The 15,828-nt window shown below is 35.6% G+C and carries 19 protein-coding genes and 2 pseudogenes; 12 read left to right on the top strand and 9 right to left on the bottom strand.

Features of this window, described 5'->3' with window-relative positions; genetic code table 11:
- Nucleotides 1-144: 144 nt before the first annotated feature.
- The 8 genes and pseudogenes from QWZ06_RS16185 (at nucleotide 145) to QWZ06_RS16145 (ending at nucleotide 7,256) form a co-directional block, all read left to right on the top strand.
- On the top strand, nucleotides 145-939 hold the full coding sequence (locus QWZ06_RS16185; protein WP_290299593.1) for a class I SAM-dependent methyltransferase: 795 nt from the start codon (nucleotides 145-147) through the stop codon (nucleotides 937-939).
- A 59-nt stretch (nucleotides 940-998) separates the two neighbouring features.
- Nucleotides 999-1,577 (top strand): Crp/Fnr family transcriptional regulator, encoded by a 579-nt coding sequence (locus QWZ06_RS16180; RefSeq protein WP_290299591.1) that lies wholly within the window; start codon nucleotides 999-1,001, stop codon nucleotides 1,575-1,577.
- A 430-nt stretch (nucleotides 1,578-2,007) separates the two neighbouring features.
- A pseudogene (locus QWZ06_RS16170) lies at nucleotides 2,008-2,942 on the top strand (ketopantoate reductase family protein).
- A gap of 320 nt (nucleotides 2,943-3,262) precedes the next feature.
- A complete protein-coding gene (locus tag QWZ06_RS16165; protein WP_290299587.1) occupies nucleotides 3,263-4,351 on the top strand; it encodes a choice-of-anchor L domain-containing protein in 1,089 nt (362 codons plus the stop codon).
- A gap of 9 nt (nucleotides 4,352-4,360) precedes the next feature.
- Nucleotides 4,361-4,882, top strand: coding sequence for a phage tail-like protein (locus QWZ06_RS16160; RefSeq protein ID WP_290299586.1), 522 nt, complete (start codon nucleotides 4,361-4,363; stop codon nucleotides 4,880-4,882).
- Complete coding sequence (locus tag QWZ06_RS16155; RefSeq protein ID WP_290299585.1) at nucleotides 4,864-5,352, top strand: transposase; 489 nt, start codon at nucleotides 4,864-4,866, stop codon at nucleotides 5,350-5,352. Before QWZ06_RS16160 ends, QWZ06_RS16155 begins: the two co-directional genes overlap by 19 nt.
- A gap of 74 nt (nucleotides 5,353-5,426) precedes the next feature.
- Complete coding sequence (locus QWZ06_RS16150) at nucleotides 5,427-5,756, top strand: helix-turn-helix domain-containing protein (RefSeq protein WP_290299584.1); 330 nt, start codon at nucleotides 5,427-5,429, stop codon at nucleotides 5,754-5,756.
- A gap of 69 nt (nucleotides 5,757-5,825) precedes the next feature.
- The gene (locus tag QWZ06_RS16145) at nucleotides 5,826-7,256 is read left to right on the top strand and encodes a tetratricopeptide repeat protein (protein ID WP_290299583.1); all 1,431 of its coding nucleotides are present in this window, start codon (nucleotides 5,826-5,828) and stop codon (nucleotides 7,254-7,256) included.
- An 82-nt stretch (nucleotides 7,257-7,338) separates the two neighbouring features.
- On the opposite strand, the gene QWZ06_RS16140 is transcribed toward QWZ06_RS16145, so the two are convergent.
- From QWZ06_RS16140 to QWZ06_RS16110, 7 genes and pseudogenes are all read right to left on the bottom strand, one after another.
- Complete coding sequence (locus QWZ06_RS16140) at nucleotides 7,339-8,223, bottom strand: alpha/beta fold hydrolase (RefSeq protein ID WP_290299581.1); 885 nt, start codon at nucleotides 8,221-8,223, stop codon at nucleotides 7,339-7,341.
- A 109-nt stretch (nucleotides 8,224-8,332) separates the two neighbouring features.
- Entirely contained in the window at nucleotides 8,333-8,683 is a 351-nt protein-coding gene (locus QWZ06_RS16135) for a 4Fe-4S dicluster domain-containing protein (protein ID WP_290299580.1), read from the bottom strand.
- A 137-nt stretch (nucleotides 8,684-8,820) separates the two neighbouring features.
- Complete coding sequence (locus QWZ06_RS16130; protein WP_290299577.1) at nucleotides 8,821-9,144, bottom strand: 2Fe-2S iron-sulfur cluster-binding protein; 324 nt, start codon at nucleotides 9,142-9,144, stop codon at nucleotides 8,821-8,823.
- Nucleotides 9,145-9,149: 5 nt separating this feature from the next.
- Nucleotides 9,150-10,201: pseudogene (locus tag QWZ06_RS16125) on the bottom strand (NAD(P)/FAD-dependent oxidoreductase).
- Between the two features lie 11 nt (nucleotides 10,202-10,212).
- Nucleotides 10,213-10,776 (bottom strand): NADPH-dependent FMN reductase, encoded by a 564-nt coding sequence (locus QWZ06_RS16120; protein WP_290299575.1) that lies wholly within the window; start codon nucleotides 10,774-10,776, stop codon nucleotides 10,213-10,215.
- A 6-nt stretch (nucleotides 10,777-10,782) separates the two neighbouring features.
- Nucleotides 10,783-11,304 carry a DUF2480 family protein gene (locus QWZ06_RS16115; protein WP_290299573.1) on the bottom strand — a complete coding sequence of 174 codons (522 nt, stop codon included), beginning with the start codon at nucleotides 11,302-11,304 and terminating at the stop codon, nucleotides 10,783-10,785.
- On the bottom strand, nucleotides 11,304-11,930 hold the full coding sequence (locus QWZ06_RS16110) for a superoxide dismutase (RefSeq protein ID WP_290299571.1): 627 nt from the start codon (nucleotides 11,928-11,930) through the stop codon (nucleotides 11,304-11,306). Before QWZ06_RS16110 ends, QWZ06_RS16115 begins: the two co-directional genes overlap by 1 nt.
- A gap of 191 nt (nucleotides 11,931-12,121) precedes the next feature.
- On the opposite strand from QWZ06_RS16110, the gene QWZ06_RS16105 reads away from it, so the two are divergent.
- Both QWZ06_RS16105 and hxpB read left to right on the top strand, forming a co-directional pair.
- Nucleotides 12,122-12,661 carry a helix-turn-helix transcriptional regulator gene (locus tag QWZ06_RS16105; protein WP_290299569.1) on the top strand — a complete coding sequence of 180 codons (540 nt, stop codon included), beginning with the start codon at nucleotides 12,122-12,124 and terminating at the stop codon, nucleotides 12,659-12,661.
- Nucleotides 12,662-12,763: 102 nt separating this feature from the next.
- Complete coding sequence (gene hxpB, locus QWZ06_RS16100) at nucleotides 12,764-13,411, top strand: hexitol phosphatase HxpB (protein WP_290299567.1); 648 nt, start codon at nucleotides 12,764-12,766, stop codon at nucleotides 13,409-13,411.
- A 9-nt stretch (nucleotides 13,412-13,420) separates the two neighbouring features.
- Here the strand turns inward: hxpB and QWZ06_RS16095 are convergent, their stop codons facing one another.
- A complete protein-coding gene (locus tag QWZ06_RS16095) occupies nucleotides 13,421-13,906 on the bottom strand; it encodes a hypothetical protein (protein ID WP_290299564.1) in 486 nt (161 codons plus the stop codon).
- Between the two features lie 83 nt (nucleotides 13,907-13,989).
- A complete protein-coding gene (locus tag QWZ06_RS16090; protein WP_290299562.1) occupies nucleotides 13,990-14,616 on the bottom strand; it encodes an RNA polymerase sigma factor in 627 nt (208 codons plus the stop codon).
- Between the two features lie 242 nt (nucleotides 14,617-14,858).
- On the opposite strand from QWZ06_RS16090, the gene QWZ06_RS16085 reads away from it, so the two are divergent.
- Nucleotides 14,859-15,194 (top strand): hypothetical protein, encoded by a 336-nt coding sequence (locus QWZ06_RS16085; protein ID WP_290299560.1) that lies wholly within the window; start codon nucleotides 14,859-14,861, stop codon nucleotides 15,192-15,194.
- A complete protein-coding gene (locus tag QWZ06_RS16080; protein WP_290299558.1) occupies nucleotides 15,137-15,805 on the top strand; it encodes a FecR family protein in 669 nt (222 codons plus the stop codon). The genes QWZ06_RS16085 and QWZ06_RS16080 overlap by 58 nt, the downstream gene beginning before the upstream one ends.
- Nucleotides 15,806-15,828 lie beyond the last annotated feature (23 nt).

Genomic DNA, 15,828 nt, shown 5'->3' with positions numbered 1-15,828 from the left:
TAACCAATCAGGAAAGGACAAATTCAGTTCTTTTTCATGAAAATGAATAGTGTTCTCAATGCCGATACCTCTTAAAGTCTCTATATTTGAATACTGTAATGCATTGTAAATGTTTTATAATGCCAATGAAAAAGAATAATTAATATGCAAGAAGAAAAAATTGACTTTTTACATCACAATGAGTCAGCCTGGAATAAACAGGCATTAGAACAAAACGAATGGTCTAAGGCTGTAAGCACAGAGCTGATCAATGAAGCAAAAGAAGGGACATGGGAAGTACACCTTACCCCCAAGCCTTTACAGAAAGAATGGCTGGGTGATATAAAAGGGAAAAGAATCTTATGTTTAGCATCTGCGGGCGGGCAACAAGCTCCGGTACTGGCTGCAGCAGGGGCTGATGTTGTCGTTTTTGATATTTCGGAAGAACAGCTGAGACAGGATGAAAGGGTGGCAGAACGAGACGGGTTGTCTTTAAAAACCATTCAGGGAGATATGAGAGACCTCAGCGCTTTTGAAGACGAATCTTTTGATATTGTATTTCATCCTATTTCCAATCATTATGTGGAAGATGTAAATCCTGTCTGGCAAGAAGCGTACAGAGTATTAAAAAGAGGAGGTTCTTTATTGGCCAGCTTTTTCAACCCGGTTGTTTTTGTAGCAGATCGCAATCCACAGGACATGGCAGATGGGATTATCAGACCCAAATATACATTGCCTTTTGCGGATATCAAAGACCTGGATCAAGAGCAGATTGCCAGAAAAATAGCGAATCAGGAAGCGCTGGTTTTTGGACATACGCTTTCTGATCTGATTGGAGGGCAGCTGAAGGCTGGTTTTATGATTGCCGATTTTACAGAGGAAATGCAGCCCCATCCAAGATTTTTAATTGATCAATACCTGCCAACTTTTATGGCAACAAAAGCGGTGAAACTAAACTAAATGAAATTCATAGAATTATCACTACTTTAGTCGGCCAAATAGGTAGTATTGTATTTCTAATGGATAAATCATCGATCAACAATTATTTCCATTCCTTGTTCAGCATTCAGGAAGAGGTAGTTGAAAAAATCACGGAAACCTTTATTCAGTTTGAATTAAAGGCTAATGCTATTCTCTTGGATCAAAATACCATCAGCACCAAAACGTATTTTCTTGAAAAAGGATATGTACGTTCTTATCTGCTGAATGAAGATAACGAGGAGATAACGACCAATATTTATGCAGCACCTTGTTTTGTAAATGATTTTTTATCTTTCTTCAGGCAACAACCCACCAAAGAAACCTATCAGGCTGTAACAGATTGTACGTTTTGGGAAACCGGGTTGGAAAATGTACAGTATAATTTTCATAATATTCCGGAATTTAGGGAATTCAGCAGGCTTCTTTTTGTTCTAAATTATCATAATATTCATGACAGATTGATTGAAATGGCAAGCCAGAAGGCATCTACCAGATATTGTAGCCTGATGAAAAAAGATCCTGATATTTTTCAACATGTTCCGTTGAAGATCATTGCATCCTATCTGGGAATTAAAGACAGTTCATTAAGTCGAATCCGTAGGGAAATTCGTAAATAAAGGATGGAAGCGGGAAGCTGGAGGCTGGGAGTTATTGCGGACGACCTATTTCTGATGATTTTTTATTTAATTGAAGTGTTTAGTGAATAAGTGAAGAGGGAAGCTATTGCAGACATATTATTCATGATAATCTTTTTACTGAATGAAGTATTTATTAAATCTGCAGTGTACAATTTTATTGGAGATAAAATCATTGCGTCTTAAATAATCTCACCTTTTTATATCTTCTAGCGCCTTCGCGATTTCCAACAAATCCATTCAAATAATAAAAAATCTGTAAAAATAGAATGAAGTTTGTTTTTGAACCTCTATAATTTCCTGCCTCCCGCTCCCAGCTTCGATCCCTTATTTTCTCAAAATTCACCATTTCTTTTCATTTGTCAAGTGATGGATTCAGATTTCTCATCCATCTTTGTTGAAAAATAGTTTTATGAACAAAAAACACATTGTCATTATAGGGTTAGGGGGTGTTGGTGGATATTTTGGCTTTAAAATCAACCAGGTTAATGAAGCATCCGGAAAATATAAGGTATCCTTTATTGCGAGAGGAGAAACTTACAATAAAGTCAAAGAAACGGATTGATCTTACTTTCGCAGGAACATCCCAATGACCGTACTCATCCCAATGCAATCGAGCAGAATATCAGTGATATTAAAAATCCTGATCTTGTGCTGATTTGTGTAAAAGAATATGATCTGGAAAATGTTTGCAGACAACTTAAAGAGGTCATTACCAAAGATACAATATTGCTTCCCATGATGAATGGAGCGGATATTTATGACAGAATCCGAAACATAATTCCTGAACATGTCATTTTACCAACCTGTATTTATGTGGCTTCCCATATTAAAGAAAGAGGAATCGTGGAGCATAAAGGAAAAACAGGAAAGATGATTTTAGGAAAAGATCCGGAACATTTTTCCAGCGATGTGGCCTGGGTAGTCGATCTTCTTAAGGAAAGTAAAATTGATTTTGATTTCAAAGACAATTCCTTAACGGATATCTGGACCAAGTTCATTTTCATAGCAAGTTTTGGCTTGGTAACGGCTAAACATAATTCATCTATTGGAACTGTATGTACTGACGAAAAGCAGAAGCATGAAGCAACAGAAATTATGAAAGAAATAAAGCAAATTGCAGACAAAAAAGAAATTTATCTTGTGGAAGATATTATAGCAAAAACTTTTGAAAAAGCTTCCACTTTTCCTTTCCAAACGCCAACATCTCTACAATTGGATATTCATTCAGGAAAAAAAGAGAATGAACTGGAACTTTTTGCCGGAGCCGTTTTGAAATATGGTAAAGATCTTCAGGTAGATACTCCTTTTACCCAAAAGATATACAATGAGATTAAAGGGAAATAGTATTCAATAAAAACAGGAATTATCATATAATAAAAAGGTGGGCTTTGCTCACCTTTTTTGTTTATATACAAAATATAATGATGATTTGAATTATCTCTTTTGGATAACTCATATTTAGGTGACTATTTGTTGAATTTATTATTGTTGTTATCAGGTGGATAAAATAATGGATGAAGTATTTATGAGTGCCTTATTTTACAGGGTATGTAGTATATATGTTGTATCCTGTTTCTTGTAATGAGCTAGTATTCATGATCAAATTTGCAAAGAAAAAAACGTACACTATTTTATTATTAAAACTTACTCTAATACTTCAGACAATGAACCGCTTTTATCTGTTTTATATATTCTTTTTAGTACTTCCTACTTATGGAAAGGCTCAGGCTGTACCTGTAATTTCGAATACAGGAACTCCTGGATTTATTGCTGCAAGTGGATGGAGTGATAGCCAATTATTAAATCTTCTTTTTGGAAAGGATATTTCTTCCAGAGTTTCTAATCTTAAGGTCTGGGGAAAAAATACTTCAATTTATGGAATGCATGACCTTAGTAAAATAGGGAAAGTGTATCCTTCAGCTCCGGATTTTGCAGATTTTGATAAAGCCCTTCTGTTTTCAACTGGAAGAACATTTTCATTAGCAGATAATACATCTGCAGGTTTTACAAACAATCCGGGAAGTGGGATAAACGGAATTGATCCTTTTGTCAATAAAACGTATTTTGATAAAGCAGGAATATCTTTTACCTATAATGCTCCTTCGGCAGGAACTTTCAGCGGTAAGGTTGTATTTGGATCGGAAGAATATCTGGAGTATGTAGGCCTTGCTAATGATGTTAGCCGGATTATCGTAAACGGGAATAATATTTTGTTGACACCGGATGGAAGAGAAGTTTCTGTAGATAATATCAACAATATAGAAAATTCAAATCTTTTTGTGAATAATGACTGGAATATGTCCGGAGTAAGAGCTTATTATGCAGAGCCTGATGGAATTTCAAAAACGCTCACATTCAATAGCAATCTTCACGCAGGCCTCAATACAATTACGATCTATGTAGAAGATATCTATGATAATATCTATGACTCTTGGTTGTTTTTCAAAGCAGGAAGTTTCAAAGCTCCTGATGAATGTACCCAGCCCCCATTGTTAACAGGAAAGAGTACTATACCCTCTATGATAGGAATTACCAGTCATACAACAAGAAATCCCGGATGGCAGGAAAATATTTCCAACGGTTTTATTGCGTTGGAGTCTCCGGACAAAGGCTTTGTAATCAGTCGTGTAAATAATGATACTTCAATTAGTGATCCCCGCGAGGGAATGCTGATATATAGCATTGCTGATAAATGTGTAAAACTGTATAACGGAACCCATTGGAATTGTATTGAGCAAAGCTGTAACCAATAAACGATCATTATGAAAAAAAATATCATCAATATCTTACTCCTTTTATTGCCGACTACCTTTTATACTCAGATTGCAATAGGTAAAGCAAATATCACGGGAACCAGCACTATTTTAGATTTTGACAACAGTGCAGGAAACACCAGGGGAATTATTCTTCCGGCTGTACAGAATTCGCCTGTCTACAAAGGAACTCACAATGCCAACAACGGAACTTTTATTTTTGATCAGAGTACTTCCAAAATAAGAATGTATCAGAATGATGCCTGGATAGATATCTCTTCTGTAGGAAGCCGTAATAATATAATGCCAAATACTTCACCAGGTTCTTCATTAAGCATTATCATGGGAAGTAGTTCATCTGCTGCAAAAGGAGTTCTTATTCTCGAAAGCAGTAATAAGGCTGTTATTCTTCCGCAGATTACCAATCCGCATACTTCCGTTGCCAATCCTTATCCAGGAATGATGTGCTATGACAGAGCAAGTAAAAGTGTTGCTTTTTTTGATGGAAAAGTATGGAATTACTGGAAATAAATGATGTTGTATTAAATGTATCAACCAATATGTTAAATTTTAAAGAGATTCATATAGGGCAGCTTATTCAGACAAAAATTGCTGAAGAAAATATTACGATGGAAAGAGCTGCCCAGTTTATGAAATGTACCGAATCGGACATTCATCAATTTTTTTTACAAAAAGAACTTTCCACTGATATTGTTTTGAAATGGAGTAAGTTGCTGGAGTACGACTTCTTTCGTCTGTATTCTCAGCATCTGGTATTGTATGCGCCTCCTAAAAAAAACGGTTTATCAGAGCCGGATGTAAAGAAAAAAAGTAATTTACCTCAATTTCGCAAGAAGATTTATACCAAAGAGGTGATATTGTTTATTTTAAAGCTCATTATTTCTGGGGAAAAAACAAAACAACAGGTCATGGATGACTATAGAATTCCGAAAACTACTTTATATACATGGATCAGAAAATATTCTGTTTATGTTTCCTGACATGGAAGCTATTTATGTAGTATGTTTTCGGCCAAAAATTCTATAGATCTATTATTTTTATATTATTAATTTCAATGAAAAATTCCGAGTTTCCAGATTATAAAAGAATTTATACAGACCTTATTGCGGCTTGTTATCCAAATAAAAAAGAACAATGCTCTTGTATTTTATCTCAGGATCATCTTTCAGCTCTTGATGTTATTAAACTTAATGAAATACTAACCTCAAATTCTGAAACGGATCATGTATTATCTAATCAGAGTTTCCGCTCCTATGATCAGGTTACTATTTTGAAAATTCTTGATTATCAAAAGAAAAACAGACTTAACAATACCCAGATTTCCAATCATTTCAAGCTAAGCAGGAATACAGTGACAAAATGGAAAAAAAAGTTTCTCTATTAAAAATATCAATACATTTGTGATAACTAGTCTTTGATTTATTCTTATGATGTAAAGATCTGTAATGCCAATATGATGAAATTTTATTTAAAGAATACGCTCAGGTATGTTCCTTTTATTTTTGGATATATCTGTTTGATTATATTTTCCGGCTGCGATAGCAAAAACACAGAATTATCTTACGAAAATTTTGATCGTACAGTATTAAAAAGAAATGAAACATTACGACAATCAGGAGATTATGTAAATCTGGTAAGGCTTAATCTGCAATATCTTAAAAAAGCAAAAGAAAAGGGGTACAAAGACGGAGAAGCCTTATGCTATATGAATATAGCTAATATATATGCCACCATCAACAATTATGAAGCTGCTCTTTCCTATCATAAACGTGCTGAAAATATATTAAAAATAACCAATAATAAAGTTTTGCTGGCTCGTATTTCTTATGAATATGCGGAAATTGATATTGTTTTAAGATTGTTTGATACGGCATTAAAGTATAATACAAAAGGGATATCTTATCTAAAAGATATTTCTGAAGAGGACAAAAAAAATTATTCTTTAGATAAATTGTATTCTGGCAGAGCCAGTATTTTAATGAGCCAGGATAATATTGATTCGGTACTGACCTATTTTCATAAGGCTTTATGGATTAATAATTCTCCTCTTACCCATACTCAATTAGCTCAGTATCATATTTCAGACAACCTGGATTCATCACTTATCTATCTTCAAAAAGCCCAGGTATTATTGAAGAATGATAAAATAAATACTGCCAGAAAAGGTTTTTTTCATTTGGTTTACGGGGATTATTTTGGGGCCAGGAAAGAGTATGAAAAGGCCATTGTACATTATAAAGCAGCAGTATTGATTAATGAAAAAACACATCGTACATTTTATCTTCCAGGGCTTTATCAAGCAATAGCATTGGATTATAGAAGGCTTAACAAGAAAAGTGAAGAACAGCAATATTTGGTGCAGTATGTTAAATCGAAGCAAAGTCTGGATCATGTTCAGGATGAGGGTGTTAATCATGCTGTTGCTGAAGAAATTTCTAAAAACCAAAATGAGCAGACAAGCAGTTTTAAGAAAAATATATTGATATATGGTCTTATTGCAATCGTTATTGTTTTTATTATCGTTTTAATCATTTACAAAAGATTCAAAAAGAAAGTAAGGCTGATTGATCATTTAGAAACAACAAGGATTGATGAGGACTTTAAAGCATTGATCGAAATGGCTAAAGAAAATGATTCATCATTTCTGGCTGGATTCGAAAAGGTATATCCTGATTTTATTCCCAAACTTTTAGACATCAATCCGGATCTTACCACATCAGAACTGGAGTTCTGTGCGATGATCAAATTGAATTTTACTTCCAAAGAGATTGCTAATTATACTTTTATTCAACATAGATCTGTACAACAAAAGAAAAGCAGAATCAGAAAAAGATTAGGAATTTTTGATCATCAGGATTTGTTTGTCTTTTTTCAAAATTTATAAAATAATAAAGGCGGGTTGTCATCCGCCTTTATTAATGGTGTAGAAATTTAAATATAATGAAGAGGGTAGTGTTGTTTTATGTTTAAAACTCACGATCTCTATCTTTGATCACCCTGTATTTTGTTTTAAAAAAAGTATCTGCTTTAGCATTAAATTCATCAGTATAAACAACCAAGGTACTATGCCCGGAATCAGGTAAAATCCACAAATTAGCTTTGGGAAGATTCCTGAATATTTCCAAAGTATGCTCCGGTTTTATTACATCATCATCACCGCCGACAACAAGGACAGGAATTTTAATACTCCATAAAGTTTTAGGATCTATATTCGGCTGCTCACTCAACAATCTTTTAAGTTTGAGAACCGTATAATCCAGATCTGTTTTGTCCTTTTTAGCAGCAAATATTTCTTTAAATTTTGCATAGTTATTACTTACCATTTTAAATATATCAGCTTGCACTGCTGTAGAGTCGGGTCTTAAATTGGCACCCGTAACCATAAGTTTTTTTACCTTTTCCGGATGTCTCATGCTGAGCAAAAGTCCATTAATTCCTCCATCGCTCCAGCCTATTACAAAAGCGGAATCAATTTTCATTTTTTGAAGCAGTTCGGCATAATCATCAGCCATCATTTCGTAAGTAAGGGCACTGCCTTTATCTGTTGATTTCCCTTGTGCCCTGCTATCGGCAACGATCACTTTATAATGCTTTGAAAAAAAAGGAATTTGTTTGGAAAAATCTACAATTGAGCCTCCATTTCCATGGATAAGAAGCAATGGCTTGCCTTCTCCGTAGACTTCACAGTACATTTTGATTCCATTGACCTCATAATATTTGCCTGCTTTTGGATTATTTCCATAATTGGATTTTTCTAAAAGCTGAGCATACTCTTTTTTGAGCTTTGATACATCGGTTTGTGCTGATAATAAAACAGACAACATGACGAGAAAAAATAATATCGGTTTCATAATTTATAATAAGGGTTTCAATTATTATTGATATTTCGTTTCCCGATTAGTATAGAAAGGGTAAGTTCTTGTTACAAAACAAATTGAAGGAATGGATTCTATAAAAAAATTAAACTTCATGCATGAATTTCTGTCGATCCAGTAGGACTTCATCAGACTCTCTATGATCGGGATCATCAATACAGCAGTCTACGGGACATACAGCCTTGCACTGAGGCTCCTCATGAAACCCTTTACATTCTGTACATTTTCCGGATACAATATAATACACTTCATCAGATACAGCCTGATTATATGCATTGGCATCTGCCACAGTTCCATCAGGGAAGGTTACAGCCCCTGAAAGTTTGGTTTTATCCTGCCAACGCCAGTCGATGGCTCCCTCGTAAATGGCTGAATTGGGACATTCCGGTTCACAGGCTCCACAATTAATACAGTCATCTGTTATTTTTATTGCCATATTCTTATTTTTTTAAAGGTTGTAAAAAAGGGACTTCTTCAACATAGTACTGTCTTAGAAATCCCTACTAAACTTAATTAAAACAGTTCCAACAATTTATCACATCATAAACTGTGCAAACTTGTATCTTGAATCTGTTAATTTGCCACAATTTCTATAGAAAGCCCATCCATTTGGGCTGTCAGATAGATTTGGCAAGCTAGCCTGCTGCTTTCCTTAGAAGTAAAGAGTTCTGAAAGAAGGGCATCTTCCACATCATTTTTTTCAGACAATGATGCCGCTCCATTCAGAATATAGCAATGACAGGTCGCACACATGGCCATTCCACCGCACATGGCTTCCATAGGTAATTCATAGGCTTTACAGATATCTTTTAAAGTAAGTCCCATCTCCAGTGGGCAGATCAGGGTATGCTGAATACCGGTCTGATCTGTCACTGTGATTGTTATTTCGTCTTTCATGGTTATTAGTCAATCGTTGCTACTACTTGTTTTTCTGCTTGTTTTTTAGTTCCGTCAAAACCTTCTACACCACTTACGGTAGTATATTTTAATACAAACCTTTTGTTAGGATTCAGCCTTTGGTAAATACTTTGGCAGGCAATAGCGGCTTCATGAAATCCACATAAAATCAGTTTCATTTATAAGGATATGTATTGATATCTCCTACAGCATAAACTCCACTAATATTGGTTTGGAAATCAGTGCTGTTATCTACTTTAATGGCATTTTTTTCCAGTTCCAGTCCCCAGTCTGCCAATGGACCCAGTTTAGGAACCAATCCGAATAAAGGAATGAAGTAATCTGTTTCAATCGTCTGGATAGCCCCTTCTTTCTCCACTACAATTTCCTGTAGCGTATTTTCTCCTTTAAGGGCGATTACTTCAGCAGGTGTGATCAGGTTGATCTTCCCTGCATGCTTCAATTTTTTCACTTTTTCCACAGAATCCAGAGCACCTCGGAATTCATTTCTTCGGTGAATTAAAGTGAGTGATGAAGCTATTTCAGCAAGATGAATCGTCCAGTCTAATGCAGAATCGCCACCGCCGGCAATGACAACATGTTTTCCGGCATAATCTTCCGGGCGTTTGATAAAATAATTGACACCACGCTCTTCATATAAAGAGATGTTTTCAATAGGAGGTTTTTTAGGCTCAAAACTTCCAAGGCCACCAGCAATGATCACCGCTTTTGATCTGTGTATTGTTCCTTTATCTGTGATGACCTCAAAGAGGTTTTCCTGCAGTTTAAGAAGATGAACAGCCGTTTCATTGAACGTAAAACCGGGTTCAAATTGTTTGACCTGTTCATATAGATTATCAATCAGTTCCCCGGCAAGTACACTGGGAAATCCCGGAATATCAAATATGGGTTTTTTAGGATATAATTCTGATAACTGGCCTCCCATTTGTGGTAATGCATCAATAATATGGCAACGCATTTTGAGAAGGCCGGCTTCAAAAACTGTAAATAACCCCGCAGGGCCGGCACCAATGATCAGTATATCTGTTTCTATCATGTTATGATGATTTATTGTAGTTGTAGTTTTTCTATTTTCTTTGTTGTGGCTATGCTGATAAGCTTATTGAGTTTTCCAGAATAGAATGCTGAGATCTGTTTTGGATTTTCACTATCAAATAAAGAATTTCTCAGCATCGGAACGCTAAAGGGAAGTGGCCATGCTCGCAATGATTTGGCAATGGTATCCATCGCATTGATCCCTTGCATAGCCTGTAAACCATCTGCCCAGCATACTAATCCTATGGTTTTGTCAGTAAGATAAGGTTCATAAGTATTGGCTGTCACTTCCAGCCAGTCGAGACAGTTTTTCATCACCCCCGGAATGCTTCCGTGATACAAAGGAGCCAGCCAGAAATGAAGCTCTGCATCCTGAAACATCTGGGTCATCCTTTCCACTGCCAGTGGGGTTTTGGTAAGAGTGACATCATATAAAGGAATTCCTGAATCAGCGAGTGTAAAAATATCAGTCTTTATTCCAAGTGCTTTCAGATGCCCTGATACATAAGCTGCAATAAGGCCGGAAGTAGATTCTGTTCTTCTTTCCAGAGATCCGTTGAATATAATTGCTTTCATTTTGTTTTATTTTTTGAAAATTACTTTTGGAAGTCCTATTTCACCATACATAAGGTTTTTGACCAAAGGCTGCAATAATGAAGTTGCTAAAAGGTAAAGTGCCGGAGCAATATCAGGTCCTGCCTTCACAACCACTTTCTGATCCTTATAATGTTTCAGGTCTGCATAGATGAGACGACGTTTCCAGAGATCAATAAGTACTGTTTTTGCATTGTTTAAATCTACGTAAACAGCATAAGGAGCTAGTTTTTCCATAAGAAACATATATGCCCATGGCGGAATAATAGCATCTGTAGAACAAATAATTCCTACCGCTTTTCCGTCATATATAGAAAAATCTACTGCAGCAATTGATTCTTTAAACTCTTTTTCTTTAACGATCATTCCCATAAAGAGATGATCTTTGATATCCAATTCCACAATCTCGGTAGTGGGCTTATATTGTAAAAGATCAAGAGCAATGATGCCTGAGGCTTTTGCTTTATTAATAAAAGTTTCCTGATTCATAACGGGGTTGCAATTACACATTATCTTATTTTTGAAAGCACTTCTTCATATTTTTTCTCTACCGAAGTCCAATCCAATACAGACCAGAATGAATCCAGATAATCTGCCCTTTTATTTTGATAGGCCAGATAGTAAGCGTGTTCCCAAACATCGATTCCAAGAATAGGGAATCCTCTGTTTACCGGAAGAATATCCATCATAGGGTTGTCCTGATTAGGGGTAGCACTTACGGCAAGAGACCCATTGAATTTTACAAACAACCAAACCCATCCGGATCCGAATTGCCCAAGACCTGCTTTTTTCATTTCTGCTTTAAGATCTTCAAGACTTCCAAATGTGGAAGTGATGGCCTCATTCAGTTTTCCTTCAGGATTCAATTTAGGTGTCGGAGAAAGAATTTCCCAGAATAAGGAATGATTGAAGTGGCCACCACCATTATTTCTTACCGCCGGACTGTATTCGCTGATTCTTTGCAATAGAGAATCAAGATCAGGGCTGGTTTCATTGGTTTGTTCCAAAGCAGCATTCAGATTATCTACATAAGCCTGATGATGGCGCTGGTGGTGAATAGTCATTGTATTTTTATCGATAAAAGGTTCCAAAGCATCATATGCATAAGGTAACTGAGGTAATGTAAATGGTTTCATCGCATTTATTTTTATTAATGTGGGACAAAGGTAGAAATATATTTCAATAAAACAACTTTTAGGTTGTTTTATTAGTTCTTCTTGCTTTTTTAGTAAAATGTTGTAAATGAGTGTTTTGTTGTTTTGAATTTGAGATTATAGAAAATGACTATCTTTGTTGTTGAAAAATAAAACAACCTAAACATTGTCAAATGAAAAAGCCGGCAGCAGATCGCATTTTGATGTTTTTAAAGATGAGAGGTGAGACAACTTCACTTTTGATTGCTAAAGAATTATCCATCACAAAAGAAGGAGCGAGAAAGCATTTACTCAACCTTGCTGAAGCCGGATTGATTGAACCTACAATGAAGAGTGAAGGAGTAGGGCGACCTTCCACTTATTATACACTTACTGATAAGGGGCTGGCTCAGTTTCCGGATACCCATGCGGAAGTAACGGTTCAGCTTTTACAATCTGTAAAAAATCTTTTAGGAGAAAATGCTCTGGATCTATTGATTAGTGACCGGGAAAAGAATACCTATGAACGCTATGAAAAGGTTCTTTCTAAAACAAAAACGATAGAAAAACGTTTGGATGCCCTTGCAGAAGTCAGAAGCAAAGAAGGATACATGGCCGAATGGAAAAAAGAAGGCGAGGAGTATTTTCTGATCGAAAACCATTGTCCAATCTGTGCTGCAGCAACGGAATGCCAGGGATTTTGCAGAGCTGAACTTTCAAATTTCAATCATTGATTGGTAAAGACTACACCGTAGAAAGAATAGACCATATTATTTCAGGAGGTCAACGTTGTGTATATAAAATCAGTCATTAATGATTTCAATCTATTTTTAAGTATGGCTTTAAAGGCGGTAATTTTTGATATGGATGGTGTTCTTGTAGACTCTGAAGGTTTTTGGGCAAGAGCAGAACAGGAAGTATTTTCATCATATGGAGTTCAGGTAACTGATGAGTTGGCTTCACAAACCAAATACATGACAACAACGGAGGTTACAGAGTTCTGGTACGGAAAGTTTCCATGGGAAAATCTGGATATATCTTCTGTAGAGCAAGAAGTTGTCTCTAAAGTCATTGAACTGATACAGATTGAAGACTGTACCATGTCGGGAATAAAGGAATTTATTAAGGCTCTTAAAAATAAAAAATATAAAGTCGGGTTGGCTACCAATGCTCCTATAAGGGTTGCGGATGCCGTTCTTGAAAAACTTCAGGTTCGTGATCTTTTTGATGCCATTCATTCTGCAGAATTTGAAGAAAAAGGAAAACCTCATCCTGCTGTATACCTTACTTCTGCTCAGCAATTGGGTATATTACCGGAACACTGTATTGCTATTGAGGATAGCCATTCCGGATTAAAGGCTGCCAAAGCTGCCGGAATGAAGACTATTGTTTTTACCAATAATGATAACAACATAGACTTTGATTTGGCAGATTTTAAAATACAGGATTTTAAAGAAGGATTATTACCCGTTTTAATCAATTAGTTTATAACATTATATCTGCCCAGCTTCTTCCAAAAATTGCTGTGCTTTTAAAGAAAGGGAACATTTCTGTTTTAAGATTTTCAATACATCCGCCAGCTTTTGTTTGTTGTTGAGATTTCCGGCAAACGATTTTCTACTATCTTTAAACTCCAGAATAATATTGGTGGTAAAGGGAGCAAGGAAGATATGCACTTGTTGTATTTCATTGTATGATCTTTTTCTCGTGAATAAGACCTTGTATTCTACAAAGCTCTCATGGAGTATAAGACGTGGCGAAATACTGTTGTTCGCTATGGAAATAGGATAAAGCCCTTTGATTGCAATGAATGAAGCAATCAGAGGTACATTAATAGTATGATCTGAGCCTTCCGTGATGGGTGCATTTTGTCGGTTTCTGATTTTTTTCAGAATTACAAAAGCAAGGATTGACCCAATGATGACAGTGAAAAAGAAGATTATTGAAATAAGTATTGGTAAATATTCCGATGAGATCATATTCGTGTTTTTATTAATAGGATAATATGATGCAATGTAACAAAAATAACAATAAAGCTGTAGTTTAGTTTGCTGAAATACTATCAATATTTAGTGAGCAACTCCATCAGCATTAAAATGGATATTAGTTTTTTGGAAGACTGATACTCGGGACTTAGCTGATCACGAATCTCTCCCAGTGCTTTGCTTAGTTTATTGCTAACCGTTTTATTGCTTATTCCTAAAGCATCTGCGGTTTCATTAACAGACATATTTCTTCGGATTCTCATTTCATAGACCTGTTGTTCAGTAGCTGGAAGCTGTGAAACGACCTCATCGATCATCGATAGCAAAACACTGATCTCGTTTTCCTCAAGAATTTCAAAATAGTCATGGTCAGATATATCGATCTCCGCAGGGATATCAAATTCATCGATACTCAATGTTGGAGGGATCTTTTTATAGCTATTGTAGTAATCCAGAATACGGTAATGCAGATGACGTAGTAAATATCCTTTTGCACTTTCCGACTCATCGGTTTGTATCACTTCCGTATTCTCAAGAATCTTTATCCATAAATTCTGAAGGATTTCTTCAGAAACCTCCTTATCCTTTGTTCGAACGAAAACGAAACGGTACAGATGATCCCAGTATCGGTCATACAACAGCATAAATGCAGGGCGGTCGCCTGATTTTATTTTCTTTAATAAAGTAGAGTCTGTTAGGTTCATAGTATTGGAGCAAAATTACCTAAAGGAAAATTAACTTTTTGTGAACTTTAATTATGGTAAGGTTAAATATTTCTAGGAATTATCCCTTAATTGTGAATTTAATGTTTAGGAATTGTAAAATAGGTTGAAAAACATTTGAGTTTCGATATTAGTATGAACAAAATGTTAAAAATACGCTGGGGAAGTTTCTCATTTTCATAGTCTTATTGATAGAAGTATCGGTGAATACTATGAAATATTTTATGAAACGTTTTAATTATAAAAATATCGAGGCCTTTGTTTTCAGACTTTGGACACGTGAAGTTTCGGAGGAAAAAATCTCCGAAAAGGAAAATGAAATTTTAAAGCAATGGAAAACCTATGCAGAAAATGATCTGGATGAGGTTCATCTTCAGGAATCTAAAGTAAGAGTATTGGCTGGACTTGAACATTATTTTGTTCCTTATGAAAGAATAGGATACAGAAATCGTTTTCCGAAGAATCTTTACAAAATTGCAGCAGTCATTATTTACTTTTCACATTGGGTGGAATACTTACGTATCATACATTCTTCAAGCCGGATGTTTATCAAGCTGTAGCCGGAAATAGAATTGTTCATCTTGAAGATGGATCTGTAGTAACCTTATTACCCGGAGCAGAACTTACGGTTGAAAAATCATTTCCTGCAGCTACAAGAGTCGTTGATTTAAAAGGAGATGCTCTCTTTTCTGTAGCAAAATCAAAAACTCACCCTTTCATAGTTCATGCAGATGGTTTCAGTACGAAAGTATTGGGAACGGTATTCAAAGTTTCTCAGTCGGGGAAGAAAAAAGCAGTAGATCTTTATGAAGGAAAAGTGGCGGTATCTTCTGAAGGAGTTCCTGTTTCTTATCTGAAACCTAATCAAAAGTGGACGAATCTGGGGGTTGCCGGTACTACAGCTATTATTTCATTCGCTACGGATAAAATCTCAGGGAAACAACATCCTAAATTATTGTCTTTAAGTTTCAATGATGTTCCTTTAAAAGAGGTAATTACGGTGTTGGAAGGCAATTATAGTACAAAAATACATTATCCGAAAGAAGCTGAAGATAAAAAGATTACCGCTGATTTTACAGGAGGAACTGTTAATGAAAATATTGAAGCCCTAGCCTTTATTCTGGGGTTTGAAATTCAGAAACAAGATAATGTCTACATCCTGAAAAAATAATCATCAAAAAAATAAATAATCAG

Source organism: Chryseobacterium tructae, assembly GCF_030409875.1.
GTDB lineage: Bacteria > Bacteroidota > Bacteroidia > Flavobacteriales > Weeksellaceae > Chryseobacterium > Chryseobacterium tructae.
This window is presented reverse-complemented; position numbering and strand designations above follow the sequence as displayed.